The sequence below is a fragment of the Amycolatopsis sp. AA4 genome, assembly GCF_002796545.1.
In the GTDB taxonomy this organism is placed as follows: Bacteria; Actinomycetota; Actinomycetes; order Mycobacteriales; family Pseudonocardiaceae; genus Amycolatopsis.
The window spans coordinates 8,500,950-8,526,080 of sequence record NZ_CP024894.1; the positions used below are offsets into that span (position 1 = coordinate 8,500,950).

26 protein-coding genes and 1 tRNA gene are annotated in these 25,131 nt (G+C 69.2%); 13 read left to right on the plus strand and 14 right to left on the minus strand.

Translation table 11 applies throughout. The features are described 5' to 3' along the window. Positions 1–963: a rhomboid family intramembrane serine protease gene (locus tag CU254_RS39405; protein ID WP_009085528.1), complete on the plus strand. Its 963-nt coding sequence runs from the start codon at positions 1–3 to the stop codon at positions 961–963. Here CU254_RS39405 and CU254_RS39410 read toward each other — a convergent pair. Together CU254_RS39410 and crgA are read right to left on the minus strand one after the other, a co-directional pair. Continuing rightward, complete coding sequence (locus tag CU254_RS39410; RefSeq protein ID WP_050788525.1) at positions 949–1,329, minus strand: PH domain-containing protein; 381 nt, start codon at positions 1,327–1,329, stop codon at positions 949–951. The genes CU254_RS39405 and CU254_RS39410 overlap by 15 nt on opposite strands. 133 nt (positions 1,330–1,462) lie before the next feature. Continuing rightward, positions 1,463–1,729: a cell division protein CrgA gene (crgA, locus tag CU254_RS39415; RefSeq protein WP_009085533.1), complete on the minus strand. Its 267-nt coding sequence runs from the start codon at positions 1,727–1,729 to the stop codon at positions 1,463–1,465. Between the two features lie 629 nt (positions 1,730–2,358). Here crgA and CU254_RS39420 point away from each other — a divergent pair. The 3 genes from CU254_RS39420 to CU254_RS39425 are packed head-to-tail and all read left to right on the plus strand — an operon-like array spanning position 2,359 to position 4,453. Next, a complete protein-coding gene (locus tag CU254_RS39420; protein ID WP_100266994.1) occupies positions 2,359–3,312 on the plus strand; it encodes a class E sortase in 954 nt (317 codons plus the stop codon). Beyond that, the gene (locus CU254_RS43860; RefSeq protein WP_009085537.1) at positions 3,312–3,470 is read left to right on the plus strand and encodes a hypothetical protein; all 159 of its coding nucleotides are present in this window, start codon (positions 3,312–3,314) and stop codon (positions 3,468–3,470) included. Before CU254_RS39420 ends, CU254_RS43860 begins: the two co-directional genes overlap by 1 nt. After that, complete coding sequence (locus CU254_RS39425) at positions 3,440–4,453, plus strand: LLM class flavin-dependent oxidoreductase (RefSeq protein WP_234392790.1); 1,014 nt, start codon at positions 3,440–3,442, stop codon at positions 4,451–4,453. Before CU254_RS43860 ends, CU254_RS39425 begins: the two co-directional genes overlap by 31 nt. A gap of 16 nt (positions 4,454–4,469) precedes the next feature. Here CU254_RS39425 and CU254_RS39430 read toward each other — a convergent pair whose 3' ends face one another. From CU254_RS39430 to CU254_RS39440, 3 genes are all read right to left on the minus strand, one after another. Continuing rightward, positions 4,470–4,856 carry an SCO5389 family protein gene (locus CU254_RS39430; protein WP_037719058.1) on the minus strand — a complete coding sequence of 129 codons (387 nt, stop codon included), beginning with the start codon at positions 4,854–4,856 and terminating at the stop codon, positions 4,470–4,472. Positions 4,857–4,948: 92 nt separating this feature from the next. After that, a complete protein-coding gene (locus CU254_RS39435; protein WP_009085541.1) occupies positions 4,949–5,674 on the minus strand; it encodes an ABC transporter permease in 726 nt (241 codons plus the stop codon). A gap of 12 nt (positions 5,675–5,686) precedes the next feature. After that, on the minus strand, positions 5,687–6,397 hold the full coding sequence (locus CU254_RS39440; RefSeq protein ID WP_009085542.1) for an ABC transporter ATP-binding protein: 711 nt from the start codon (positions 6,395–6,397) through the stop codon (positions 5,687–5,689). A 168-nt stretch (positions 6,398–6,565) separates the two neighbouring features. Here CU254_RS39440 and CU254_RS39445 point away from each other — a divergent pair, with 168 nt between their 5' ends. Further along, complete coding sequence (locus CU254_RS39445) at positions 6,566–8,368, plus strand: sensor histidine kinase (RefSeq protein ID WP_037718911.1); 1,803 nt, start codon at positions 6,566–6,568, stop codon at positions 8,366–8,368. Further along, positions 8,308–8,964, plus strand: coding sequence for a response regulator transcription factor (locus CU254_RS39450; RefSeq protein ID WP_009085546.1), 657 nt, complete (start codon positions 8,308–8,310; stop codon positions 8,962–8,964). The genes CU254_RS39445 and CU254_RS39450 overlap by 61 nt, the downstream gene beginning before the upstream one ends. Here the strand turns inward: CU254_RS39450 and CU254_RS39455 are convergent. Then, complete coding sequence (locus tag CU254_RS39455; protein WP_199841110.1) at positions 8,957–9,550, minus strand: TetR/AcrR family transcriptional regulator; 594 nt, start codon at positions 9,548–9,550, stop codon at positions 8,957–8,959. The two genes, CU254_RS39450 and CU254_RS39455, sit on opposite strands and share 8 nt — an antisense overlap. Positions 9,551–9,612: 62 nt before the next feature. Between CU254_RS39455 and CU254_RS39460 the strand changes: the two genes are divergently transcribed. After that, on the plus strand, positions 9,613–10,509 hold the full coding sequence (locus CU254_RS39460) for an NADP-dependent oxidoreductase (protein WP_037718913.1): 897 nt from the start codon (positions 9,613–9,615) through the stop codon (positions 10,507–10,509). Here the strand turns inward: CU254_RS39460 and CU254_RS39465 are convergent. Continuing rightward, positions 10,506–11,822, minus strand: coding sequence for an FAD-dependent oxidoreductase (locus CU254_RS39465; RefSeq protein ID WP_037718915.1), 1,317 nt, complete (start codon positions 11,820–11,822; stop codon positions 10,506–10,508). The two genes, CU254_RS39460 and CU254_RS39465, sit on opposite strands and share 4 nt — an antisense overlap. A 110-nt stretch (positions 11,823–11,932) precedes the next feature. On the opposite strand from CU254_RS39465, the gene CU254_RS39470 reads away from it, so the two are divergent. The 4 genes from CU254_RS39470 to CU254_RS39485 all read left to right on the plus strand — a co-directional run bounded on the left by CU254_RS39470 (position 11,933) and on the right by CU254_RS39485 (position 14,716). Further along, a complete protein-coding gene (locus CU254_RS39470) occupies positions 11,933–12,577 on the plus strand; it encodes an aminodeoxychorismate/anthranilate synthase component II (RefSeq protein ID WP_009085554.1) in 645 nt (214 codons plus the stop codon). A gap of 14 nt (positions 12,578–12,591) precedes the next feature. Beyond that, positions 12,592–13,395, plus strand: coding sequence for an ATP-binding cassette domain-containing protein (locus tag CU254_RS39475; protein ID WP_037719060.1), 804 nt, complete (start codon positions 12,592–12,594; stop codon positions 13,393–13,395). Next, complete coding sequence (locus CU254_RS39480) at positions 13,383–14,027, plus strand: hypothetical protein (RefSeq protein ID WP_009085558.1); 645 nt, start codon at positions 13,383–13,385, stop codon at positions 14,025–14,027. Before CU254_RS39475 ends, CU254_RS39480 begins: the two co-directional genes overlap by 13 nt. A gap of 362 nt (positions 14,028–14,389) precedes the next feature. Then, positions 14,390–14,716: a hypothetical protein gene (locus CU254_RS39485; RefSeq protein ID WP_009085569.1), complete on the plus strand. Its 327-nt coding sequence runs from the start codon at positions 14,390–14,392 to the stop codon at positions 14,714–14,716. Positions 14,717–14,784: 68 nt separating this feature from the next. On the opposite strand, the gene pknB is transcribed toward CU254_RS39485, so the two are convergent. The 7 genes from pknB to CU254_RS39520 all read right to left on the minus strand — a co-directional run bounded on the left by pknB (position 14,785) and on the right by CU254_RS39520 (position 24,131). After that, entirely contained in the window at positions 14,785–16,779 is a 1,995-nt protein-coding gene (gene pknB, locus CU254_RS39490; RefSeq protein ID WP_009085571.1) for a Stk1 family PASTA domain-containing Ser/Thr kinase, read from the minus strand. Beyond that, positions 16,776–18,017, minus strand: a complete 1,242-nt coding sequence (locus CU254_RS39495) for a serine/threonine-protein kinase (RefSeq protein ID WP_009085572.1) — start codon at positions 18,015–18,017, stop codon at positions 16,776–16,778. Before CU254_RS39495 ends, pknB begins: the two co-directional genes overlap by 4 nt. Before the next feature lie 3 nt (positions 18,018–18,020). Continuing rightward, positions 18,021–19,484 carry a penicillin-binding protein 2 gene (locus CU254_RS39500; protein ID WP_009085574.1) on the minus strand — a complete coding sequence of 488 codons (1,464 nt, stop codon included), beginning with the start codon at positions 19,482–19,484 and terminating at the stop codon, positions 18,021–18,023. Next, positions 19,481–20,968, minus strand: coding sequence for an FtsW/RodA/SpoVE family cell cycle protein (locus CU254_RS39505; RefSeq protein ID WP_009085576.1), 1,488 nt, complete (start codon positions 20,966–20,968; stop codon positions 19,481–19,483). Before CU254_RS39505 ends, CU254_RS39500 begins: the two co-directional genes overlap by 4 nt. Beyond that, the gene (locus tag CU254_RS39510; RefSeq protein WP_009085578.1) at positions 20,968–22,344 is read right to left on the minus strand and encodes a PP2C family serine/threonine-protein phosphatase; all 1,377 of its coding nucleotides are present in this window, start codon (positions 22,342–22,344) and stop codon (positions 20,968–20,970) included. Before CU254_RS39510 ends, CU254_RS39505 begins: the two co-directional genes overlap by 1 nt. Then, complete coding sequence (locus CU254_RS39515; protein ID WP_037718919.1) at positions 22,341–22,802, minus strand: FHA domain-containing protein; 462 nt, start codon at positions 22,800–22,802, stop codon at positions 22,341–22,343. The genes CU254_RS39510 and CU254_RS39515 overlap by 4 nt, the downstream gene beginning before the upstream one ends. Positions 22,803–22,904: 102 nt before the next feature. After that, the gene (locus CU254_RS39520; protein ID WP_009085583.1) at positions 22,905–24,131 is read right to left on the minus strand and encodes an FhaA domain-containing protein; all 1,227 of its coding nucleotides are present in this window, start codon (positions 24,129–24,131) and stop codon (positions 22,905–22,907) included. A gap of 130 nt (positions 24,132–24,261) precedes the next feature. Between CU254_RS39520 and CU254_RS39525 the strand changes: the two genes are divergently transcribed. Together CU254_RS39525 and CU254_RS39530 are read left to right on the plus strand one after the other, a co-directional pair. After that, a tRNA-Leu gene (locus CU254_RS39525) sits at positions 24,262–24,347 on the plus strand. 268 nt (positions 24,348–24,615) lie between these two features. Continuing rightward, entirely contained in the window at positions 24,616–25,101 is a 486-nt protein-coding gene (locus CU254_RS39530) for a hypothetical protein (RefSeq protein ID WP_009085585.1), read from the plus strand. Positions 25,102–25,131: the final 30 nt, after the last annotated feature.

Below are 25,131 nucleotides of genomic sequence, written 5' to 3' on the forward strand. Positions count from 1 at the left end.
GTGAGCCAACCGCCGAACCCGTCCGCGCCCTCTCTTCCCGGTTGCTGGTGGCATCCGAACCGCCCGACCGGCCTCAGCTGTGCCCGCTGCGGACGTCCGGCCTGCCCGGACTGCCTGCGCGAAGCCCCGGTGGGGTTCCAGTGCACGGACTGCGTCCAGGCCGGGGCGCACCAGCAGAAACAACAGCACCGGCAGTACCGCGACGCCGGAATGGGCGCCCGCACGATCGCCGGGGCCCGGCTTTCGAATTCTTACGTCGTCACCGCCACGCTGATCGCGGTGAACGTGGCGATCTTCCTGATCACCGTCGTCCAGGCGAAGAGCCTGTTCGACAACGGAGCCGCCCGCATCGAGATGCTCGGCGAGCTGTGGACGTATCCCGCGCTCGGCGGCGGCGAATGGTGGCGGATCTTCACCTCGGGCTTCCTGCACTACGGGCCCATTCACATCGCGGCGAACGCGTTCTCCCTGTGGATGATGGGCCGCGCGCTGGAGCAGGTTTTCGGCAAGTCGCGGTTCCTGGCGCTGTACTTCGTGTCGATGTTCGGCGCGTCCACCGCGGTGCTGCTGTTCGACGCACCGAACCGGCCGTCCGCGGGTGCTTCCGGGGCGATCTTCGGCCTGCTCGGCTCCTACGCGGTCATCGTGCTCAAGCTCCGGCTGAATCCGACCGCGCTGCTGATCAACCTGGTCATCAACGCCTACGTGACGTTCACGATCCCGCAGATTTCGATCCTCGCGCACGTCGGCGGCCTCGTTACCGGCGCGCTGGTGGCGGCCGCGATTCTCTACGCGCCGGAACGCAACCGGGTGCGGTGGCAGACGATCGGCCTGGTGATCATCACCCTCGCTCTCGTCGGGCTGGTCGCCTGGCGAGCCAGCCAGATTCCGTCGCTCGTGTGCGATTTCGGCATGGCCCGCGGCCAGGTGAGCTATCTCTGCGGCTTGTCAGGTTCCCGCTGAGCGAGCCCGCAGTTCGGTAAGCACGTCCAGCACGTCGCGAGGATCCTCGCCGAGGTCGGTCTGCCCGAAGATGAAGAGCTGCTCGTCGCGCTCCAGTTCGAGCGTCACGCCGTCGCGGCCGAGGCGGCGGGTGCTGCGCAGCCGGACCGTCGTGCCGGGCCAGGGGAGCCGGTGCGTGCCGGTGAGCGTGCGGGCCGCGAGGCCGTGCTCGTCCGCGGACAGGCGAGGTCGCACGAGCGTCCAGTGGACCGCGAACGCGCCGACGGCCAGCGTCGCCAGGCCGGTGAGCACCGCGCCCTTGCCGTCGCCGAAGAGCGCGTCCAGGACGGTCCCGACCAGCAGCAACGTCGTCAGGCCCCACGCCATTACCACGAGGTTGCGGCGCGGAGCCCAGGAGGTCGGGTGGTTATCCACAGGGGTTATCCACACTGGGGATGAGTCACACCGGTGTGATTCGGTGTCAATCGGCCGACCGGAGCAAAGCTGACCCGGCGGATGGTCAGCGCCACCGCATCGTCATCAGCAGGCCGGCGATCATCGCGGCGAATCCGATCGCGAAATTCCAGTTTCCGAGTTCGCTGAGGAACGAAACTTTGTCGCCGGCGATGTAGTTCACGACCAGCCAGATCAGCCCGAGGAGCATGAGGCCGAACATGACGATCTTGTAGAACAGGTTCGACGGTCCCGCGGCCTGGACCTTCACCGGGGTGCGGCGGTCGACAGGCGGGGTGTACGCGGTCTTCTTGCGGACCTTCGACTTCGGCATCGTTTCCTCGCGTGCTCTCGGGCATTCCTGGTGGCGGCATCCTGGACGAGGTCCCGCTGTCGGGGTGCGCAACCAGCGCCACGTGCACACGTTAACGTAAAGGACGGCTCCGCAGCACCGGGCGGGAGCGGTCGGGGTTTCTCAGACTGTGACAATAGCGCCACCTGGAGTGCCGAGGAGGACTCCGGCCGGGCGCGGGAGGAGCTTGCGTGACGCCGCAAGATTGGCCGGGCGAGGACGACCGCCGCCCCGGCACCGGACCTGACCGCCCGGTCCGCCGCCAGCCGCCGCCGCGACGGCAGTCCGGGGAGACTCCGCCGCCGCGGCGAAGAGTGGCCGGCGACCCGGGCCGGAGATCACCCGAACAGCGCACGCCGATCGACCGGGGAGTACCGCGTCGAGAGGGCGGCGAAACCCGGCCGGTGCAGGGCCGGACGGGCGAGGGCAGGCCCCGCGAGGGGGACCCCCGCGGCGGTGATTTCGGCGGCCCGCGCGACCCCGGCCCCCGGCGTACCGCGGAGTTCCGTGCCGAAGGCGCCTCGCAGCGACCGCGTCGTACCGGAGAATCCCCCGCACAGCCCGGTGCTCCCGCACGACCGCCGCGTCGTCAGCCGGAAGAAGGCCGGCAGATGCCTCGCCGGGTCGGTGCCGGAGCCCCGGATCCGTCCCGGCGGCGGATGACCGGACCGGAGTTCGCCGAGCAGCCGACCGAGGTGTTCTCCGCGGTCGCGGTCGCCGAGAAGGACGACAAGAAGGCGAAAAAGACCCCGCCGCCGCTGGGCAAGGGCGGGCTGGCGATCCGCACCGCGGGCGAAATCTTCATTACGCTCGGCGTGATCGTGCTGCTGTTCATGGTGTACGAGGTGTGGGTCACCGACCTGTTCTCGGCGGAGAAACAGCACACCGCGAGCGACCAGCTCGACGGCGACTGGGCGAAGGACCGCACGCTGCACCCCGAGCTGATCGACGGCAAGGCGTTCGCGCGCATCCACATCCCGTCGTTCGGCGCGGACTTCAACTTCACCATCCAGGAAGGCACCGGCGAGGATTCGCTGGCGGTCGGCCCCGGCCACTACAAGGGCACCGCGCTGCCGGGCGAACCGGGCAACTTCGGCATCGCCGGACACCGCGTCGGCAAGGGCGCGCCGTTCAACGACCTGGACAACCTGAGTTCTTGCGACCAGATCGTCATCGAAACGCACAGTGATTTCTTCATCTACCAGGTGCTGCCGTACGAGGACGAGATCAAGGGCTGGAGCAGCGGCAAGGGCGCGCAGCCGGAGTGCAAGGGCGTGTCGACCCTGCGCGATTCGAGCATTCCCGGCGGCGGACCGTACGACGAGACGTTCGGCCGCAAGGTGGTCCAGCCGAGCCAGGGCGACGCGGTGAACCCGGTGCCGTACAAGCCGGCCGGGGCGCTGCCGAAGGCGCAGCAGGCTTCGCTGCTCACGCTCACCACGTGCCACCCGCAGTTCTCGGCGAAGGAGCGGCTGATCATCACCTCGGTGCTGACCCGCCAGGTGCCGAAGACACAGGTGCCGGATTACACGACGTTGCTGAAGAAGATCGGAGTCGCGTCCTGATGTACGGCTGGCTCTGGCGGCATCTGCCCGGTCCGTTCGCGGTGAAGTTCGTGATCGCGCTCGTGCTGGTGCTGGGAATCGTGGCGCTGCTGATGTTCGTGGTGTTCCCGTGGCTGGACCCGTTGCTGTGGTTCAACAACGTGTCGGTGAACAACTGAGGTTCGGGGTCTTCCTGGTCTCGGGCCGCTTCCCGGGCCAGGACGACGCCGCCGTACTGCGGCGCACCGTCCGCGCGGCGTGCGCCGCGGAGGCCGCCGGTTTCGACGACGTGTGGCTGGCCGAGCATCACTTCATGCCGTATGGAGTGTGCCCGTCGGCGATCACGCTTGCCGCGCATGTGCTTGGTCAGACTTCGCGGATCAGCGTTGGTACCGCGGTGAGCGTGCTGTCGACGACGCATCCGGTCGCGCTGGCGGAACAGTGGTCGATGCTCGACGCGATCTCCGAGGGCCGCCTGCGCTTGGGCGTCGGCCGGGGTGGGCCGTGGCAGGACCTGGAGGTGTTCGGGACCGGATTGCCGCGCTACGAAACGGGTTTCGCGGAGTCGCTGGACCTTCTGCTGACCGCCGCCACTGGCCGGGTTTCGGCTGCGGGCTCTCATTTCTCTTTTCGTGAGGTGCCGCTGCGCCCTACCCCGCAACGCCCCTTGGAAGCCGTGGTGGCGTGCGGTGGCCCGACTTCCTCCGCGGTCCAGCTCGCCGCGGAACGTGGGTTGCCGTTGTTGCTGGGGCTGCACGCGGATGACGCCGAAAAGGCGGAAACGGTCGCTGCTTACGGCGCGCCTGCGGCCCATGTGTCGACCGTGCTGTGCCAGGTCGGCGACGACGCTGCTGCGGTGGTGCGCGGTGCTTTGCCGGGTTGGCTGGCGGATGGCTTAGCCGCCCATGTTCCGGTGGACGAGCGGCCTGGTCCGTCTCGGGATCCTTGGGAATACACGGAAAAACTGTGCGCGATCCATCCGGTCGGCCCGGTCGCGCATTGTGTCGAGGTTTTGCGGACCAGCCTCCGGCGCACCGGGGTGTCCCACGTGATCATGTTCGTGGAAGCTTCCGGCACGCCGGAGGGCACGATGTCGAATATCGCGCGGATCGGCGCCGAGGTGTTGCCCGCGCTGCGCGACGTCGAGCCTGCGACTCTCTAGTTCGCAGGTTCGAACCTCAGCAGTCCCGCAGCTCCGGGCTCTGGTTCAGCAACTGCCCCCGAGGCGAAACGAACGCCCGGTACCGATCCCCGTCCGTCTCGCGGAACACGGCTACCCGGTGGCAGTTCTGGAACGCCAGCTTCACCCCGAAATGCCGCTCCAGCCCGCCCCGGATCGCGTCCGAGGCCAGTGCCCGCAGGAGCTGACCGCGGGCGGCCTCGTCCGGCGGCGGGGTTTCGTTGTCCGCGAATCCGTCCGCGGCGGTGTCTGCTTCCGCGATCACTCCGGTGATGACCTCCCACGCGTACGGCAGCGATTCCCGCACGCAGGCCACGAACTCGGCGTCGGAGACCTCCCCGCGTTCGGCCTTTTCCAGCAGCGCGGGCGATACGTCCAAGGACAAGACAACCTCCATGGTCAGCGGTACCCCTCAGAGCTACCGGCCCGCCCGACCCGGCCACAAGAGAAAACGAGTTTCATCACCACTTTGGTGGATCACTCCCACCGGAACAGCCGCACGGCGAGCACCGTTCCGCCCAACGCGAAGGCGGCCAAGGCGACGAACTGCAGCGGCTGTCCGCCGGTGCCGACCCAAGCGTCCTGCAGCGGTTGCGTGCCCGGCGGCACGTAGGCCCCGATTTTCTGGAGCACCGCGGGCAGCAGCGGTCGCGGCAGGTAGACGCCGCCGAGGAACATGATGGGGAAGAAGGCGATCATCGCGAGTGCCCCTGCGGCTTTGCCGGTGCGGGCGAGGGAAGCTGCGATCAAGCCAAGGGCGAACACTGAGACCAGGCCGAGCAGCAACGCCAGCAGGAAGAGCGCGGGGTGTCGGGGAAGCGGCACGTCGAAGGCGATTCGTGCGGTGGCGAGCATCAGCGCTACCCCGGCGAGTGCGACGGCGGCGTGGATCAGCACCTGCGCGAGCAGGAGGTACGCGGGCGGCACGGGCGTGGTGGCGAGGCGGCGGAGGATGCCGTGCTCGCGGTAGGTCGCGACAGCGGCCGGGATCACCTGCAGACCCAGCATCGCCAACGCGAGCACGACCAGCGACGGCACCCACAAGTCGACAAATCGGTAGCCGCCCGTGACCGGGCTGGGCTGCCGCATCCCGGGGATCGAGCCGACGCCCAGCAGGATCGCCGTCGGCAGTAAGACGCCCAGGACCGCCCACAGCGGCGTGCGCAGGAACAGTTTCGCTTCGGTGAGCAGCAAAGTACGCATGGGAAAGCTCCTTCAGTCGCGCGAGGTGAGGGCGACGAATGCGTCCTGCAAGGTGGGTTGACCGGAGTCGGCGAGCAGTTCGGCGGGAGTGCCGGTGGCGACGACTCGGCCGTGATCCAGCAGCACCAGGCGATCGCACAGCCGTTGTGCCTCGTCCATGAAGTGGGTGACCAGCACGACCGTCACACCGGAAGCGCGCACGTTTTCGACCAATCGCCAGGTCTCCTGCCGCGCGTGCGGATCGAGGCCGGTGGTCAGCTCGTCGAGAATGGCCAGCTCGGGGTTGCCGACCAGGGCGAGTGCGATGGACAGCCGTTGCCGCAGACCGCCGGAAAGCTTGCCGAAGGCGAGGTCTCGGTGGGCGTCGAGGCCGAGCTGGGTCAGGAGCGTGTCGATGTCGGCCGGGTCGGGATAGAACGACGCGAACAGCGAAAGCGCTTCGCGGACCCGCAGTTTTTCCGGCAGCCGTGCGTCCTGCAGCTGGGTGCCGACGCGGCGGCGCAGTTCGGCATCGTCGCGACCCGGGTCCAGGCCCAGTACGGAAATCGTCCCGGAATCCGGGGAACGCAGGCCCTGAAGGCATTCGACCGTGGTGGTCTTCCCGGCTCCGTTCGTGCCGAGAACGCCGAAAATCTCGCCGCGTTCGACGGAGAACGAGACGCCGTCGACCACGACCCGGCCCGCGTAGGCCTTGCGGAGTTCGGAAACTTCGATGAGTGGCATGAGAACGACGCTAGAAGCGCGGGCGGTCCGGCAGAATGAGCCGGAAACCCCAGTTGAGGTGGGGTTCTGCGGGGGTCGGGGGTGGGGCTGGGGCCACCCCGGTCCGGGAGCTGGGGCCAGGGGCCGGGAGCGCTGGAAAGGCGAGACTGGAGCGCGAAAGGGGGTGCCATGACGTCGGTGCGGCGCGCGTGGACACTCGCCGGTCTCGCGGCGGTGAGCTGGGTTGACCTCCTGCTCGAACTGATCGCGTTCGCGCTGTTGTGCGTCGGCCTCGTGCTCTTCTTCTCGCCGGCCATCGAACTCGCGCGCGTCCGGTCGCGGCGGACTCGGGAGCTGGTCAGCCGGTGGACCGGGCGGGAGATCCCGAGCCCGTACCGGCCCGCGCCGCCGGACCCGGAACGCGAGCGCGACGGCTGGTATCGCGACGGCACCCAGCTCTACCGGCGGGCGTGGTGGATCCGCTGGAATCGACGTTTCACGTGGATCATGGAGGATCCGGCGACCGGCCGGGAGTTCGGCTGGCAGCTGCTGAACCCGCTGGTCGCGCTGGTTTTCGCAGTGTTTTCCCTCGTCGCCGGGCCGGTCGCGCTGCGCGGGTACGCCCGGTGGACCCGGTACTGGCTCGGCCCGCGCGCCCCGCGCCGGAAGGGCTGGCTGCACCGCCGGTTCGAGGCGCTCGGGCATCAGCTCGGGCTGTGGGCGATTTCCCTGGCGCAGCTGGGCGTGGCGGTCGCCCAAGTCGTCGTGCTGACCGGCGCGGTGCCGGTGTTCCCGACTGTCACGCGAGCGAGCCGCGCGGTCGCCGACACCTTCCGCCGCGAAGCGGAACGCTGGACCGGCGTGCGGATCGCCCAGCCGTACCTGCCGCCGCCCGCCCTGCCGGTGCCGCGCGGCGACGGGCTGTACCAGTTCGGCAAGCAGTTGTACGAGGAACCGTGGTGGCCGATGCTGCGCGCCCGGATCCACTGGGCGCTCCACGACCGCGCGACCTGGCGGGACATGGCCGCCGCTGTGCTGCTGCCGGTGGTGTTCCCGGTGCTGTGGGTGCCGTCGGCGGCGCTGGTTGGCTGGGGGTTGTACGGCCTGGTCGCGCTGTGGATCACTGGCCCGCACGGCTGGTTCGGGATGGTCGGCCTGCCTGAAGTGACGAGCACCGGCGGCGCGTTCGCGATGACGCCGGTGGCGTTGGCGGCGGTGTCGGTCGGACTGCTGCCGACGCCGTGGCTCGCCAGGTGCCAGGCGAAACTCGGAAGGTGGCTGCTCGGCCCGACTGAAGCGTCCCGGCTCGCCCAGCGCGTCCACCGGCTGGATCAGACCCGGGTCGAGGTCACCGTCGCGCAGGCCGCCGAGCTGCGCAGAATCGAACGGGACCTGCACGACGGCATCCAGTCTCGGCTGGTCGCGATGGGGATGAAGCTCGGCGCGGTGGAGGCGCTGATCGACCGCGATCCGGACAAGGCCAAACAGCTGGCCGCCGAGTTGCGGGAAGCGTCGTCGGAGGCGCTCACCGAGCTGCGGTCGCTGGTGCGGGGCATCCATCCGCCGGTGTTGTCGGAGCGCGGGCTGGTCGACGCGGTGCGTGCGGCGGCGTTGGACAGTCCATTGAAAGTCGAGGTCACGGCCTCGGTGCCGGGGCGGCTCGAACAACCAGCGGAAGCTTGTGCGTACTTCGCGGTGTGCGAATTGCTGGGCAACGCGGCAAAACACGGTGAGGCCCGGCGCGCGGCGATAGTGCTGGAGTATCTCGACGGGCTGCTGCGCGCGACTGTGACCGACGACGGCAAGGGCGGTGCCGACGCCGCGCGCGGGACGGGTTTGCGCGGGATCGAACGGAGGCTGGCCGGATTCGCCGGTAGGTTGGCGCTGACCAGCCCGCCGGGCGGCCCGACGGAGGCGATTGTGGAGGTGCCGTGCCTGCTCGACCCCGGACTGTCGTCGCCGAAGACCAGTACCTCCTCCGAGACGGCCTGACCCATCTGCTCGCCGCGCACGGCTTCGACGTCGTCGCGGCCGTCGGTTCCGGGCCTGAACTCGCCGCCGCGCTCCGCGAACACCGGCCCGACGTGTCCATTGTGGACGTCAGAATGCCGCCGACCAACACCGACGAGGGTTTGCAGGTCGCGCTCGCTGCCCGGCGAGAGACGCCCGGGTTGCCGATTCTCGTTCTGTCGCAACATGTCGAGCAGTTGTATGCGCGCGAACTACTGGCGGACGGCACTGGAGCAGTCGGTTATCTGTTGAAGGATCGCGTATTCAACGCGGAGCAGTTCATCGACGCGGTTCGCCGGGTCGCCGCGGGCGGTACTGCGATGGATCCGGAAGTGATCGCGAAACTGGTGACTGGCAACGCTTCCGACCCGTTGGCGGCCTTGACGCCGCGGGAACGCGAGGTGCTCGGCTTGATGGCGGAAGGTTGTTCGAACGCCGCGATCGCCAGCCGGTTGCACTTCAGCGAGGGCGCGGTCGGCAAGCACACCGCGAATATCTTCGCCAAACTCGGGATTTCCGCTTCAGACGACACGAATCGCCGGGTGCTCGCAGTGCTGAAATTCCTCGGTTCTAGCTGAGCGGCACCCGCACCGCAGGCGGTAGTTGGCCGGCCTCCGGGTGCGCCCGAAAAGACTGGATCAGCAACGCCGTGAACCGACGGACCGCTGCGATTCGGGCGGTGGCTGGTTCCACCTGGATGCCCTCGTTGGCGACCAACGCCAGCACCAAATCCTCCAGCACGAAATCGGCACGCAGTTCACCGGAGGCCTTCGCCCGGCGGATGAGTTCCAGCAGCAACCGCAGCGTTCGGGCGCGGTCGGCGGTGAAGTCGGGTCGGCGTGGCAGTTGGGCGACGAACGCGCGGAATCCCTGCTCCCGCGCGTGCACCTCGGTCAGCTTCTCCAGCACCAGGACGAAACCCTGCCACGGATCAGCCGCCGCCAAACCCTCCTCGACGATCGACGAGCAAAGTGCCAGTTCCTCGGCGAAAGCTTCGGCGATCAGCGCGTCTTTGGTCGGGAAATGTCGATAAACCGTCGCGACGCTCACCTCGGCCTGTCGCGCGACCTCCCGGATCGGTACGCCGTATCCGCGGACCGTGAAGGCCACTCGCGCTGCCGCGAGGATGCGGATTCGGTTGTGGGCGGCGTCGGTTCGTCTCACTTCGGGCCCCGCCCCTCTCACTTCCGCCGGTGTGGCTGACCTGCTGGAATACCGTCGAACGCGTGAAAGCCGTCCAGTTTGACCAGTATGGCCCGCCCAGTGTCGTGTACGTCGCGGATGTCGCCGAACCGCATGCCGGGCCTGGGGAGATTCGGATTTCCGTTCGTGCGTCCGGTTTTTCCGCGGGCGAAACCGCTATCCGAGCCGGTGCGCGGAAAGACCTCGTGACGTTGCCGTTCCGGACCGGGTACGACGCGGCTGGCGTGGTCGACGAGGTGGGCGACGGGGTCGCTGGAATCGAGCCTGGCCAGCACGTCTTCGGCATGACGGACGCGGGGCGTCGCGGAGCCAACGCCGAGTACGCCGTGTTGGTGCATTGGGCGGCTAAACCGGACACGTGGAGCTGGGCCGAGGCCGGGGGTGCCGCGGGGGCAGTCGAAACCGCGACCCGGGTGTTGGATCAGCTTCCGGGCGGAACGATCCTGGTGCACGGCGCGGCGGGCGGGGTCGGGACGGTCGCCGTCCAGTTGGCGATCGCTCGCGGGTCCGCGGTGATCGGCACTGCGAGCCCGCGCAACCACGATTTCCTGCGGTCCCTCGGGGCCGAGCCGACGGCTTACGGTCCAGGGCTGGTCGACCGGGTCGGCCGCGTTGACGCGGTTTTCGACTGCGCCGGGGGAGCGTTGCCGGACCTGATCGAGATCGCCGGAGATCCGAAAAGGGTCGTCACGATCACCGACGGCACCGCGCCGCGGCATGGCGTGCACTTTTCGCACAGCGCCGCGATCCCCGGCGCGGATCCGTTGGCGGTACACGGCCTTGCCGCAGCGGTAAAACTCGCGGAGGAAGGACGCTTGAGCATCCCGGTCGCAGCGACCTTCCCGCTGAGCGAAGCCGCGGCCGCGCACGAGCTGAGCGAAAGCAGGCACGCCCGCGGGAAGATCGTCTACCTGAATTAACCGCGGGAAACTCGCACCATCTCGTCGCGCTCCACGACCTTGATCCGCTCGCGGCCCTCGGCCTCGCCGAGCGACTTCTCGTGCGCGTCGAGTTTGCCCCACCCTTCCCAGGTGGTGAACGAAATCCCGCGCGCGGTCAGGAATTCCAGGATCGCGTCCGGCGACGAATGCCGCGGCGCGGCGAGCGTGTCCGCGTCCGCCAGCAGGTTCGCGACGGTCTCGGCCGCGTCGCCCTTCGTGTGTCCGATCAGGCCGACCGGGCCGCGCTTGATCCAGCCCGTCACGTAGACGCCGGGGACCTGGTTCTCGTCCAGGTCCAGCACCCGGCCGCCCTGGTTCGGGATCACGCCCGCGCTGTGGTCGAACGGGATTTCCGGCAGGTGCGACGACAGATAGCCGACCGCGCGGTACACGGCCTGCACGTCCCAGTCGTGGAATTCGCCGGTGCCGACGACCTTGCCGTCCCGGTACTCGGTGCGTTCGGTGCGCAGGCCGACGACCTTGCCGTCCTCGCCGAGCACCTCGACCGGCGAATGGAAAAAGTGCAGGTGCAAGCGGCGCGGGCGGTCGCCTTCGTCGCGAATCGCCCATTCCTGCAGCGTCTTCACGACCATGTCGGTCTGCTTCGACGACCGGAGTTCGGCGACGCTCGCCTCGTCGAACTCCATGTCCTCGGGGTGCACGATCACCTCGACGTTCGGCGAATGGTCCAGTTCGCGCAGTTCCAGCGGCGAGAACTTCGCCTGCGCCGGACCGCGGCGGCCGAACACGTGCACGTCGGTGACCGGGCTGGCCTTCAGCGCCTCGTAGACGTTCGCCGGGATGTCGGTCGGCAGCAGTTCGTCGGCGGTCTTGGCGAGCATGCGCGCCACGTCCAGCGCGACGTTGCCGACGCCGAGCACCGCGACCGACGACGCGGTGAGCGGCCAGGTGCGCGGCACGTCCGGGTGGCCGTCGTACCAGGACACGAAGTCCGCGGCGCCGTGGCTGCCTTCGAGATCGATGCCGGGGAGGTCGAGCGCGCGGTCGGCCATCGCGCCGGTCGCGAAGATGACCGCGTCGTAGAACTCGCGCAGGTCGTCCAGCTTCAGGTCGGTGCCGTAGTCGACGTTCCCGAGCAGCCGGATGTTCGGCCGGTCCAGCACCTTGTGCAGGGCGTTGACGATGCCCTTGATGCGCGGGTGGTCGGGCGCGACGCCGTAGCGGATCAGCCCGAACGGCGCGGGCATGCGCTCGAACAGGTCGATCTCGACGTCCGCGTCGGACTTGTCCAGCAGGTCGGCGGCGTAGATGCCGGCGGGACCGGCGCCCACGACGGCGACACGAAGGATTCGGCTCACCGGTCCACGGTAAGTTAGGTGATCCTAACAATCACTGTGATCTGGCGTACGGTCCAGCAGGTGGGAGCCGCTAAGCTGGCGGCATGCGCGTTCTCGTCGTCGACAACTACGACAGCTTCGTCTACAACCTCGTCCAGTACCTGGCGCAGCTCGGCGCCGACTGCACGGTGTGGCGCAACGACGTCGTCGACCTCGAACGCGTGCCGGAATTCGACGCGGTGCTCGTCTCCCCGGGTCCCGGAACGCCGGAACGCGCAGGTCAGAGCATCGAAGTGATCGCGAAATGCGCCGAGACGCGCACGCCGATGCTGGGCGTCTGCCTCGGCCACCAGGCGCTGGGCGTGCACTTCGGAGCCACCGTCGACCGGGCGGAAGAGCTGCTGCACGGCAAGACGAGTCAGGTCCGGCACACCGGCGCCGGCATCCTCGCCGGGCTGCCGGAGGAGTTCACCGCCACGCGCTACCACTCGCTCACTGTGCTGCCGGACACCATCGATCCGGACATTTTCGAGGTCACCGGCTCGACCGAGAGCGGCATCGTGATGGGCATGCGGCACCGCGAACTGCCGCTCGAGGGCGTGCAGTTCCACCCCGAATCCGTGCTCACCGAATGCGGCCACCGGATGCTGGCGAACTGGATGGCCTTGGCGGGCCACCCGGTGGAGCCGACCGTCGTCGACGATCTGGAGCGGGCCACTCGCGCGCTGCAGAAGGCCGCGGCTGCGTGACCGCGCCGACTCCGCTGATCCGGCTCAGCGGAGTCGGAAAGCGGTACGGCAGCGGCGAACCGGTCCTGACGCACATCGATTTCGAGGTGCCCGCCGGACAGGTGGTCGGCATCCTCGGCGCCAACGGATCGGGCAAATCGACACTGCTGCGGATCCTCGCCGGGGTGTCGCGCGCGTCGTACGGCGAAATCTCCGGGAGCCCGGCGGTCGGCTACCTGCCGGACCGCTTCCCCGGCGGCCAGCGGCTGAGCGCGCGGGCGTACCTGCGGCATCTCGCGCGGATTCGCGGGCTCGCTGACCTGTCCGGGATCGATCCGCTGCTGAACCGGCTCGCGCTGGTCGGCAGCCCGGACGCGCAGTTGCGCACGCTGTCGAAGGGCAACGCGCAGAAGGTCGGCCTGGCGCAAGCCGTGCTGGCGCGGCCGGACCTGCTGATCCTCGACGAACCCTGGTCCGGCCTCGACGTCGGCACGCACGCGGTGCTCGGCGAACTGGTCGCGGAAACCCGGGATCGCGGCGCGAGCGTCGTGTTCACCGACCATCGACCGGACGTCGTCCGCGCACACGCCGGCGAGGTGTACCGGCTCGAATCCGGCCGCCTCGCGCCGTGGGAAACGCATCCGGAGCGGAAGCGGATCACGCTGCTGCCGGTGTCGTCGAGCGTCGACAACTGGTCCGCCGAACCCGGCGTGCACGCCGTCGCCGACCAGGCGGGCGGCGTGGTCCTGACGGTCGACGCCGAACACGCCGACGCCGTACTGCTGCGCGCGCTGTCCGGCGGCTGGTCGGTGCGGGAGGTGGCGCCGTGCTCGCAGTGAGCCGCTATTACCTGGCGCTGCTGGGGCATTCGCAGCGCTATCTGCCCGCCGGGCTCGCGTACCTCGCGTTGTGCTCGATCCTTTACGCAGACCCGAGTTCGCCAGTGCTTCCGCTGTACGGCGTGAGCGGCGCGGGGGTTCTCGTACTCGGTTGCTGGCTCACGATCGCGTTGCTGGACATCGAGGATCCGGTGCAGCGCCTGATCACGCTCAACCACGCCGGCGGCAACCGCAAAACCATCGGCGGCGCCGTGCTGACGGTCTTCGGCTGCACTGTGGTGTGCACGGTGGCGACCGTCGCGTGGGCCGCGACGCATCGGAATCAGTTGCAGGGACAGCTCATCGGCACCGGACTGGCGACGCATCTGGCGTGCGCTCTGGCCGGCATCGCGATCGGCCTGCCGTGCTCGCGACTGCTGGTGTCGCGCATCGGCTGGACGGTGCTCGCCGCGGTTCTCGTGCTTGGCGTGGTGTTGCTGGGAAAGTGGGTTCCGCTGGTGCATCCGCTGCTGGAAGCGTTGATGAGCGGTTCTCCGTACGGCGGCCCGCTCGCGTTGGCGGTGGGTACGTCGGTGGTGCTCCTGGCGGCGAGCGTGACGGTGGTGGGCGCGGTTTCGGCGCGCCGGTCTTGAACAAGGGCGAGGACAAGCTCGAACTGGAATGCAGCTCTCGCGCGGCGGGAAATGCCTCGACCGAAAATGCGGGCGATGGATACCAGCAGCAGTCTTCGCAGTGCCGGGAACCGTGGGCGGAGGGTGGAATATTCTCCCCAAGGTGGCCCAGGGCAACCACTTCCGTTCGGGCCGCGAATGCGGCACCGCTTTCTCGCTCGGGGCGCTCAGGGGTCTCTTAGCGCTGGTCAAGCAGCTTCTCCGACAGCGCTGAGCACTGTAGTTTGCAAATTGCATTAGGCAAATGCCGATTTGGGGGTTCCGGCCCCGGTGGCGAGTCGGTTACCCTCGCGCCGTCTGTTGGGCCCGCGAGGGGAGCATCCGTGACGGCAGGGATCGCCGCGATCACCGTGGACGGCTCCGCGGACGAGTTGCAGCACCTGGTTTCCTGGCTCGGCGCCGAGGACGAACTGGCCGGGCGGGTGCGGCTCGCCGGGCCGGGCAGCGGCGTGGTCGTGATGGTGAGCAGCCGGTCGGCGGGGGCCTTCTGCCGGTCGCTTTTCGGCTGGCTGCACCGGCAGCGCGACGGACGGCGGGTGTCGCTCACCGTGAAACGTTCCGGGGCCGTCGAGGAGCTGGACGTCGACTGCGGCGGGCACGACGTCGACGAGGTGGTCGCCAGCGTGCGGAGTTTCCTCGACCAGGACTGATCGGCCGGCGCGAAAAAAGGGCCCGCACGGTGCGCACCGTGCGGGCCCTCCTTTGCGAGACGAGCGGATCAGCCGCCGTTGTTGTTGCGGATCCCGCCCGGCGGGAAGATCCCGCCGGTGGAGCTGGACGTCGGCGAGCCGCCGCTGCCGTCGTCCTCCTTGATCGTCAGCACGATCGTCTGGTTCGGGCTGATCTGGCTGCCCGCCTGCGGGTTCTGCTTCACCACGGTGTTGGGCTTGCCGCTGCCGGACGAAGTCGACTGCGTCTGGATGCTGCCCGACCAGCCCAGGCTCTGCAGCTGCCGCGTCGCCTGGTCCTGGGTCATGCCGGTCAGGTCCGGCATCTGGATCTGCTGCGGGCCGGTCGACACGATCAGCTTCACCGGGCTGTTCGGGGGCAGGTTGCCGCCGTTCGGCTGCTGCTCGATGACCTGGTCCTTCGGCTGGTCCGAGGCCTGGTCGACCCGCTGGGGCTTGAACCCGGCGTTCTGGATGATCTGCTTCGCCGTCGCGTAGTCCTTGCCGACCGTGTTCGGGACTTCCCGCTGAGTGAGGCCCGATCCGACGACGATGTCCACCGGCGTGCCCTCGGGGCTCTGGGAGTTCGCGGTCGGGTTCTGCGACACGACCTTGCCGACGTCGCTCGGGTTGTCGACCGGCTGCGAGGTCGTGTTGCCGAGCTTCAGCTTGGCCTGGTCGAGCGCCGCCTTCGCGTCGTCCGGCGACTTGCCGCGCAGGTCCGGCACGGTGGTGGTGCCCGGCTGCTTGCCGACGGTGAGGGTGATCGTGGACGTGGTCGGCACCGACTGGCCGACCGGCGGGTCGATCGCGATGACCTTGCCGATCTGGTCCTCGGTACACGTCAGGCCGCCGGGGTTGCTCGCCTCCGGGCCGCACACCACTTCTTTGTTCGGCGCGAACGACGAGAAGCCCGCCTGCTGCAGCGACGCTTTCGCCTCCACCAGCTGGTGGTTGATCACCTGCGGGATCTGCGCGTTCTCGGCCTTGTCGCGGAACGCTCCGTTCAGCCAGAAGATCAGCAGCACCACGCCCGCCACGAGCAGCGCGGCGATCAGGCCGAAGATGATCCGGCGGCGGCGCTTGGCGCGCGGGTCCTCTTCCGGCTCGTCGGCGTACTCGTCGTAGGCCTGCGGCTGGCGCCGGTCGGCGTTCATCACCTGGGTGCGCTCGTCGTCCGACATCACCATGGGGGCCGACGGCCGCTGCCCGGACAGCGTCCGGACCAGGTCCGACCGCATTTCCGCGGCCGACTGGTACCGGTTAGCCGGGCCCTTGGCCAGGGCCTTCAGCACGACCGCGTCCAGCTCCGGCGACACCGCCGGGTTCACCGACGACGGCGGGTTCGGGTCCTCCCGCACGTGCTGGTACGCCACCGCGACCGGGGAATCGCCGGTGAACGGCGGCTCTCCGGTGATCAGTTCGTACAGCACGCAGCCCGCCGCGTAGACGTCCGACCGGGCGTCCACCGACTCGCCGCGCGCCTGCTCCGGCGAGAGGTACTGGGCGGTGCCGATGACGGCCGCGGTCTGCGTCATCGCCGACTGGCCGTCGTGCATGGCGCGCGCGATGCCGAAGTCCATCACCTTGACGGCGCCGTTCTTCGTGATCATCACGTTCGCCGGCTTCACGTCGCGGTGCACGATGCCGTGCCGGTGCGAGAAGTCGAGCGCGGCGCAGACGTCGGCCATGACCTCCATCGCGCGCTTCTGCGACAGCGGGCCCTCGGTCTTGACGATGTCCCGCAGCGTCCGGCCTTCGACGTACTCCATGACGATGTACGGCAGCGGCCCGACGTCGGTGTTCGCCTCGCCGGTGTCGTACACGGCGACGATCGCGGGGTGGTTCAGCGCGGCGGCGTTCTGCGCCTCGCGCCGGAACCGCTCCTGGAACTGCGGATCGCGGGCGAGGTCCGCGCGCAGGACCTTGATCGCGACTTCCCGGCCCAGCCGCACGTCGTGCCCGTGGTGGACCTCGGACATACCGCCGTACCCGAGCGTGTCGCCCAGCTCGTACCGATTGGAGAGCAGTCTGGGTGTCGTCATCGCTTCGTGCCGTTCCATTCCGTCCAAGGTGTGGTCATCATGCCTTGCAGGCCCTGGGCCTCGCTCGTGCCGGCCGGGGTGGCTGAGGTCGGTTCGCTCCCGTTGTCCACGCTTCGCGGCGGTCCGCCGTTGCCGGAGGACACCACTCTCGCGATCAGGAACGCCACGGCCACCAGGACCACGACGACGACCACCGCGAGCAGCACCCACCAGCCCCACTGGTTCCGCTTCGGCGGCGGGACCGGCGGACCCGGCCGCACCGGCGGGCCTGGGGGACCCGGCGGAGCCGAGAGCGGCCGGAACGCCGGGTTGGAACTGGGCCCGACCGGCGCGCCGGGAGCCGCCTGCGGCACCGGCGGCTGTCCCGCCGCGTAGGCGGCGTTGACCAGGCCGAGCGGGGTGGGCAGCGGGCGTCCGGCGCGGACCGCGGCGACCGCGCCGGCGAACTCGCCGCCGCTCGCGTACCGCTGCCGGGGGTCCTTCACCAGCGTCGCCTCGATCACCGCCCGCGCGCCCGGCGGGACGTCCGGCGGAAGCGGCGGCGGAACGTCGCGGATGTGCATCATCGCGACGGTCACCGCGTTCTCGGACAGGAACGGCCGGTGCCCGGCGAGGCATTCGTACCCGCACACGGCGAGCGAATAGACATCGCTGGCCGGCTCCGCGTCCTGGCCGAGCGCCTGCTCCGGCGCGATGTAGTGCGCTGTGCCCATGACCATGCCGGACCGGGTGACCGGAGCCGCGTCGGCGGCCTTGGCCACGCCGAAGTCGGTGATCTTCACCTTGCCCGCGGGGGTGACCAGGATGTTGCCCGGTTTCACGTCGCGGTGCACCAGGCCCTGCTCGTGCGCGGCCTGCAGTGCGTTGCCCGCCTGCTCGAGCAGGTCGAGCGTGTAGTCCGCGGTGAGCCGCCCGTGCTTGGCGAGGATGCCCGCCAGCGGATCGCCCTCCACGTACTCCATCACCAGGTACGCGATGGACAGGTCCTCGTCGACCGTCTCGCCGTAGTCGTGCACCGCGGCGATCCCGGCGTGGTTGAGCGAGGCGGTCATCCTCGCCTCGGTCCGGAACCGGTGCAGGAATTCGGCGTCGCCGGACAGTTCGGCCTTCAGCACCTTCACCGCGACGATCCGGTCGAGCCGGGTGTCGCTCGCCTGCCAGACCTCGCCCATCCCGCCGACGGCGATCCGGTTCGTCAGCTTGTAGCGCTCGGCCAGCAGCTGACCCGAGGACAGCATCGGCTATCCACCCCCGAGGCGGGCGGCGATGGCGGCGCGGCCGATCTCGGCGGCCACCGTGCCGCCGGTCGCGGCGAGACCGCGGTTGCCGCCGTTCTCGACGATGACCGACACGGCGATCTGCGGGTTGTCCGACGGCGCGAACGCGGTGTACCACGCGTGCGGCGCGGTGTTCTTCGAATCGGCGCCGTGCTCGGCGGTACCGGTCTTCGAGGCGATCTTCAGCGCGTCGTTCTTGCCGCCGCCCTTGGTGAAGGACTCCGACGCGATCATCATGTCGGTGAGGATCTTGTCGTTCTCCGGCGACAGCGCGGGCTTGCCGGTGAGCTGCTCCGGGTCGACGTTCTCGATCGTCGACAGGTCCGGGGCCAGGATCGACTGGATCAGCTGCGGTTTCATCGCGTAGCCGTTGTTCGCGACGGTCGCCGAGAGCAGGCAGTCCTGCAGCGGCGTGAGCCGGACGTCGCGCTGGCCGATGCCGCTCTGGTAGAGCGCGCCCGGCGAGTCGAGCGGGCCGACGGTCGAAGGGACGACCCGCATCGGCACGGTCAGGTCGTTCTGCCCGATGCCGAAGTTGGCCGCGGCCGCCTTCATCTTGTCCGCGCCGAGCTGGCCGGCGAAGGTCGCGAACGGGACGTTGCACGAGTGCGCGAGCGCGTCCTTGAACGTGTTGCCCGGGCAGGTCTCGCCGCCGTAGTTCTCCAGCGTCGTGTTCGTGCCCGGCAGCTGCACGTTCGGCGCGGTGCTGACCTGGGTGTCCGGGCCGATCCCGCTTTCCAGCGCCGCGGCCGCGGTGACGATCTTGAACGTCGACCCCGGCGGGTAGTTCTCCGAGATCGCCCGGTTCAGCATCGGGTTCTTCGGGTCGCTCGAGTAGGCCGACCACGCCTTGTTCTGGTCGGTGCCGTGCGTGGCCAGCTGGTTCGGGTCGTACGACGGGGTCGAGACCATCGCCAGGATGCGGCCGGTCTTCGGCTCCATCGCGACCACCGCGCCGGTGTAGCCGCGCTTCGTCATCAGGTCGTAGGCGGCCTTCTGCACCTTCGGGTCGATGGTGAGCTTCACGTTGCCGCCGCGCGGGTCGCGGCCGGTGACCATGTCCGACAGCCGGCGCACGAACAGCCGCGGGTCCGACCCGTTCAGCACGTCGTCCTCGGCGCGCTCGAGGCCGCCCGCGCCGTAGTTGATCGAGTAGTACCCGGTGACCGGGGCGTACATCGGCCCGTCGGCGTAGGTGCGGAAGAACTTGAACTTGTCGGTCGAGGGCTTCACCCCGGCGAGCACGGTGCCGTCCGGCGTGACGATCTGGCCGCGCTGGCGCGAGTACTCGTCGTAGAGCACGCGCTGGTTGCGCGGATCGGTGCGGTACGCGTCGGCCTTGATGACCTGGACGTAGGTGTCGTTGGCCAGCAGCAGCACGATCATCACGAGCATCGCCATGCCGACCTTGCGCAGGGGCGCGTTCACGCGGTCCTCCCGTTCGGGTCGCCCTCGGCTGGCGGACGCCGCACCATCACGGTGTGCGCCTCGGCGATCGGAGCCTGCGGCTGCTGCGGCTTCGGCCGGGTGGCCGGCCTGCGCGCCGCGTCCGAGATCCGCAGCATCAGGGCGACCAGGATGTAGTTGGCCAGCAGCGAGGAGCCGCCGTAGGACAGGAACGGCGCGGTGACGCCGGTTTCCGGGATGAGCGCGGTGACGCCGCCGACGACCACGAAGATCTGGATCACGATGGTGAAGGCGAGCCCGCCGCCGAGCAGTTTGCCGAACGTGTCGCGCACGGCCAGCGCGCTGCGCATGCCGCGCATCGCGAGCAGCAGGTACAGCATCAGCACCGCGGCCAGTCCGATGAAGCCGAGTTCCTCGCCGATCGCGGCGGTGATGAAGTCGGTGCTCGCGGCGGGCGGGATGTCCGGGCGGCCGGCGCCGAGCCCGGTGCCGCCGACGCCGCCGGTGCCGAGCCCGAACAGCGCCTGGGCGAGCTGGTAGCTGCCGCCGCGCGCGTCGTAGCGCGGGCCGAGCGGGTCGGTCCAGTTCTCCACTCGCTGCTGGACGTGGCCGAACAGGTTGTAGGCGATGAGGCAGCCGCCGACGAAGAAGGTCAGCCCGACCGCGATCCAGATCGCGCGTTCGGTCGCGACGTAGAGCATCACCAGGATGATGCTGAAATACAGCAGCGACGTGCCGAGGTCCTTTTCGAACACGAGGATGCCGATGGCCGCGGCGGCGGCGATCAGGATCGGGCCCAGATCACGCGCGCGCGGCAGCTCCACGCCGAGGAACTTCTTGCCCGCCACCATGAACAAGTCGCGTTTGGACACCAGGAACGACGCGAAGAAGATCATCAGCAGCAGCTTCGCGAACTCGCCCGGCTGGATCGAGAAGAACGGCAGCTTCAGCCACACCTTCGCGCCGTTGACCTCGGACAGGCTGCTGGGCAGCACCGCGGGCAGCGCCAGTGCGCCGAGCCCGACCAGCCCGCAGATGTAGCTGTAGCGGGTCAGCGTGCGGTGGTCGTTGACCACCACCAGCACGACCACGAACAGCACCAGCGAAACCGCGGTGAACAGCAGCTGCTTGGTGATCTCCGGCGAGTACTCCTTGCCGCGCTGCATGAACGATTCGGCATTCGCCAGATCGAGCCGGTGAATCATCACCAGCCCGATCCCGTTCAGCAGCGCGACGCACGGCAGCAGCACCGGGTCGGCGTACGGGGCCCAGCGGCGAACGGCGAGGTGCGTCGTGGCGAGCACGCCGAGATAAGCGAGTCCCACCCACAGGATCGAGAGCGTCAGCTCCTGCTCCTGGTTGGCTTCGACGATGACCAGGGCGAGGGTGACGATGCCCGCGGCGAACGCCAGCAACGCGAGCTCCGTGCCCCTGCGCTTGGGGAGTTCTCGCGGCGGATTCGTGGCGAACTGGGCGGACGTCGGGTCGGCCAATGGCTGGCCCATCAGTTACCGCCCCCCGTCGGCGGCGTACCCGCCGTCGAGCAGTCCCTCCCCGCAGGCTGGTTCGCCGACGAAGGCGTGCCGCCGGGCGGCGGCACGCTGGACGAGGGCGCGCCCGACTGCGGGACGCCCGGAAGAGGAGTCGGCTTGCAGTCCGACAGCTTCTTCTTGAGACGCAGGAAATCGTCGATGTACTTGCGCGCGTCGTCGAGGCTGTCGCGTTTGACGCCGTTCTGCACGGCGATCCGCGCGTCCTCCTGCAACGCGGTGACGCGGAGCTTGTCGGTGCACAGCTGGCCCGGCGGGCACGAGCCCTGCTCGAGCGAGTGCAGGTCGATGCCGAGGATGCTGCCCGGGACGCCGCGGTAGATCACGACTTCCTGATCGGGGCCTTCTCCGACGTAGTACTGGCTGAGCACGAAGTATCGAGTCGCGATCGCGGCGGCGCCCAGCACGATCAGCACCACGACCGCCCCCACGAGCCAGCGGAACCGTTTCCGCCGTTTCGCCTTGGGATCTTCCTGCGGGGCTTGCGCTTCCGGCCGCGGCGGAGGAGGCGGCTGAGTCAGCGCCCGCGCTCTCGCGGCGGGGGAATCGCCCTGGTGCATCTCGTCGCTGCCGTCGCCGGCGGCCCCGCCCACGATCGGGGCGTCGTCGCCGAAATCGACGTCGACCACGTCGGCGATGATGACGGTCACGTTGTCCGTGCCGCCGCCCTTGAGGGCCAGTTCGATCATCCGGTCGGCGCAGTCCTGCGGATCCGGGATCTGCACGGCCTCGGCGAGCGTCTCGTCGCTGACCATTCCGGACAAACCGTCGGAGCAAATCAGGTACCGGTCACCGGGACGCGCCTCGCGCACGGTCAGGCTCGGCTCGACCTCGTGTCCGGTGAGCGCTTTGAGCAGCAACGACCGCTGCGGGTGCACCGCGGCTTCTTCCGGCGTGATGCGGCCCTGTTCGAGCAGTTCGTTGACGAAGCTGTCGTCCCGGGTGATCTGGGCGAACTGGCCGCCGCGCATCAGATACGCGCGCGAGTCGCCGACATGGACCAGACCAATTCTGCTCCCGGCGAACAGGACGGCGGTGAGCGTCGTGCCCATGCCGTCCAGATCCGGGTCCTGGGACACGAGTTCGGCGATCGCCGCGTTGCCGTTCTGGACGGCTTCGCGAAGCTGAGCGAGCAGGTCGTCGCCCGGCTCGTCGTCGTCGAGCGGGGCGAGCGAGGCGATGACGACCTTGCTGGCCACCTCACCTGCGGCGTGCCCGCCCATGCCGTCGGCGAGCGCGAGGAGACGCGGGCCGGCGTAGACGGAGTCCTGGTTGTTGGAACGCACCAGGCCCCGGTCGCTGCGGGCCGCGTAGCGGAGGACGAGAGTCATGGGCGAAGCTCGATCACCGTCTTGCCGATCCGGATGGGGACTCCGAGCGGGACCCGGAGGGGTGCAGTGACCTTAGCCCGGTCGAGGTAGGTCCCGTTCGTCGAGCCCAGATCTTCCACGTACCAGTCCTCCCCGCGCAGCGCGATCCGGGCGTGCCGGGTCGACGCGTAGTCGTCGTCGAGCACCAGCGTCGAGTCGTCGGCGCGGCCGATGAGGATCGGCCGCCCGTCGAGCGCGATGCGGGTGCCCGCGAGGGCCCCGTGCGTCACGAGCAGTTGCTGCGGGGCCTTGCTGCCCCGCGGCTTCTTCTCCTTGTTGCGGCGGAAGGACGGCACCTGGACTCGCAGGCCCGACGCGGCGTAGAGGTCCGAGCGCACGACTCGGAGCGCGGCGAACACAAAGAGCCAGAGCAGCACGAGAAAGCCCACTCTGGTGAGTTGAACGACCAGCTCTGGCACTTGTTGTGTCCGCTCCCGCCTGTGCCTGCAAGCCGCGGCGCCACGCACGCCGCGGTTCCCCCCGCAAGACAATTCTGCGGGAACCCTGTGGACGGTCTGCGATCAGCCCTGGGTTCGGAAGACCAGGGACGAATGACCCACCCGGATCACGTCGCCGTCCGCCAGCTGCCACGTCTGCACCGGAGTGCCGTTGACCGTGGTCCCGTTGGTCGACCCGATGTCGGCGAGCGTCGCGCTCTGCCCGTCCCAGGTGATCTCCAGGTGCCGCCGCGAAACGCCGGTGTCCGGGAGCCGGAAGTCGGCGTCCTGCCCGCGGCCCACGACGTTGCCGCCCTGCTTCAGCGAGTAGGTGCGGTTGGAGCCGTCGTCCAGCTGGAGACTCGCCTGAAGCTGACGACCCGCGGCCGGCGCGCCCTGCTGCGCGTACGGGTCCTGGCCGTACGCCGCCTGCGGCTGCCCGCCGTACTGGTCGTACCCGCCCTGCTGGCCGTAACCCTGGTCGTACCCGGCCTGCGGGGCCTGCCCGTAACCCTGGTCGTAACCCGCCTGCGGGGCCTGGCCGTAACCCTGGTCGTATCCGGCCTGGGGAGCCTGGCCGTAGCCCTGGTCGTACCCGCCCTGCTGGCCGTAACCCTGGTCGTAGCCGCCCTGCGGGGCCTGCCCGTAACCCTGGTCGTACCCGGGCTGCTGGCCCTGGCCGCCGTACTGGTCGTAGCCCTGCGCGGGGGGCTGGCCGCCGTAGCCCTGCTCGTAGCCCTGCTGCGGCTGACCGCCGTAACCCTGGTCGTACCCGGGCTGCTGGCCACCCTGCTGTCCGTAGCCGTACTGGCCGCCGTGCTGGCCGTACGGGTCACCCTGGTCGTATTGGCCGTAGCCGGGGGGCTGGCTCATTGGTGGGTCTCCTGCGTTGCTGGGTCGTGCCGACCGTGACGGCCCTTCCCCCGCGGTCGCGCGGGCGTCGGGATCGACGGACGAACGGGTCTTGAACTGTCCAGTATGCAGCGCCTCGTTGCGCTCGAGTGATACGACGACGTCACCATAGGTGTCCCAGCCCTGCGCGGCGAGGTGTTCCGCCACCGCCCTCGCGAGAACCCCGGTGACCCGCTGCTCATCGCCGGCCATGCGATCGTGGTCAGCCGCCCCCAACGACACGATGTAGTGATTCGGGGCGAGCTGCCGACCGCCTGCCAGCTCACGAACGTTCTCCTCGCCTTCCCTCTCGAGCGCAACCGCCACTTCCTGCGTGACGACGTTGCCGCCGAACATGCGCGCGAAAGTATTCCCCACCAGGTTCTCGAGCCGCCTGTCGAACCGCTCAACGCGACCCACCGGGGACAACCTCCTCACACGTGTGCTTCCGCATCGATCCTATCCGGGGTTGGAAGGGTTGGGCATGCCCCCGGTGAAACCCGTCAGAAGGCCCTGCTAAGCTTTGCTGGCTGCCTCAAGGAAGCAACTCGGGCGAGTGGCGGAATGGCAGACGCGCACGGTTCAGGTCCGTGTGTCCGAAAGGACGTGAGGGTTCAACTCCCTCCTCGCCCACCATGGTCAGGCCCCCAGCCGCTTGCGCGACTGGGGGCCTTTTCCGTTTTCGGTCGTTCTTTCGCCCGGGGGCCGAGTCCCCGGACCCCCGCGGTGCCATCGGCTGCGGTTGGCAGGGTGGGGGCTTAGGCGGCACTGGGGCTTGGGTGTGTGCCAGGGCACACTTTCGGGGTTTGGCGGTCGTGGCGCTTCTTGGCTCGATCAACTTGAGCACCGCTTTTCGCTTTCTTCCCTTCGCGCGCGGGCTGAGTCGGTACGGTTCCGGGGCGCGATGACCGAATCGGATGGGTGGCTGATGGGCCTGGAGCCGAGTGCCCGGATCGAGCAGCATTTCGAGGGCGACTGGCGCGAGCCCGTCCAAGTCGTGGTGCTGGGGCGGGTCAAGGTGGGGCGCGATCGGCGGCGCGAGCGGGCTGATCGATCGCTGGGATGCGTCGCGGAGTCGGTCCTCGAGATCCTCGCCAACCTCGCCTGGCCCTTCCTGGCCCTGTGGGAATTCGTGACAGTCCCGAAGCGACGCCGGAAACCGGTGGCTGTGCCCAGTGGGCCGGCGCGCGGGGAGGCGTTCGCCGTGGCCGCCGGGTTGAAGGGGCGTCGCGGAGATATTGCCGTGGTGCGTGGGGCGGCGCGGGTGGCGTTGGTTGAACTGCGGGACGGCGAACCGGTCGTGGTGTGGCAGGGGAGTGCGCGGTGGAGTCCTTCGCCTGCCTGTTTGTACTGGGAAGACGGCTCGATGTTGATGCTCGCGCCGCGCTGAATCGGTAAGCTGGCGGTCACTCGGGGTGAG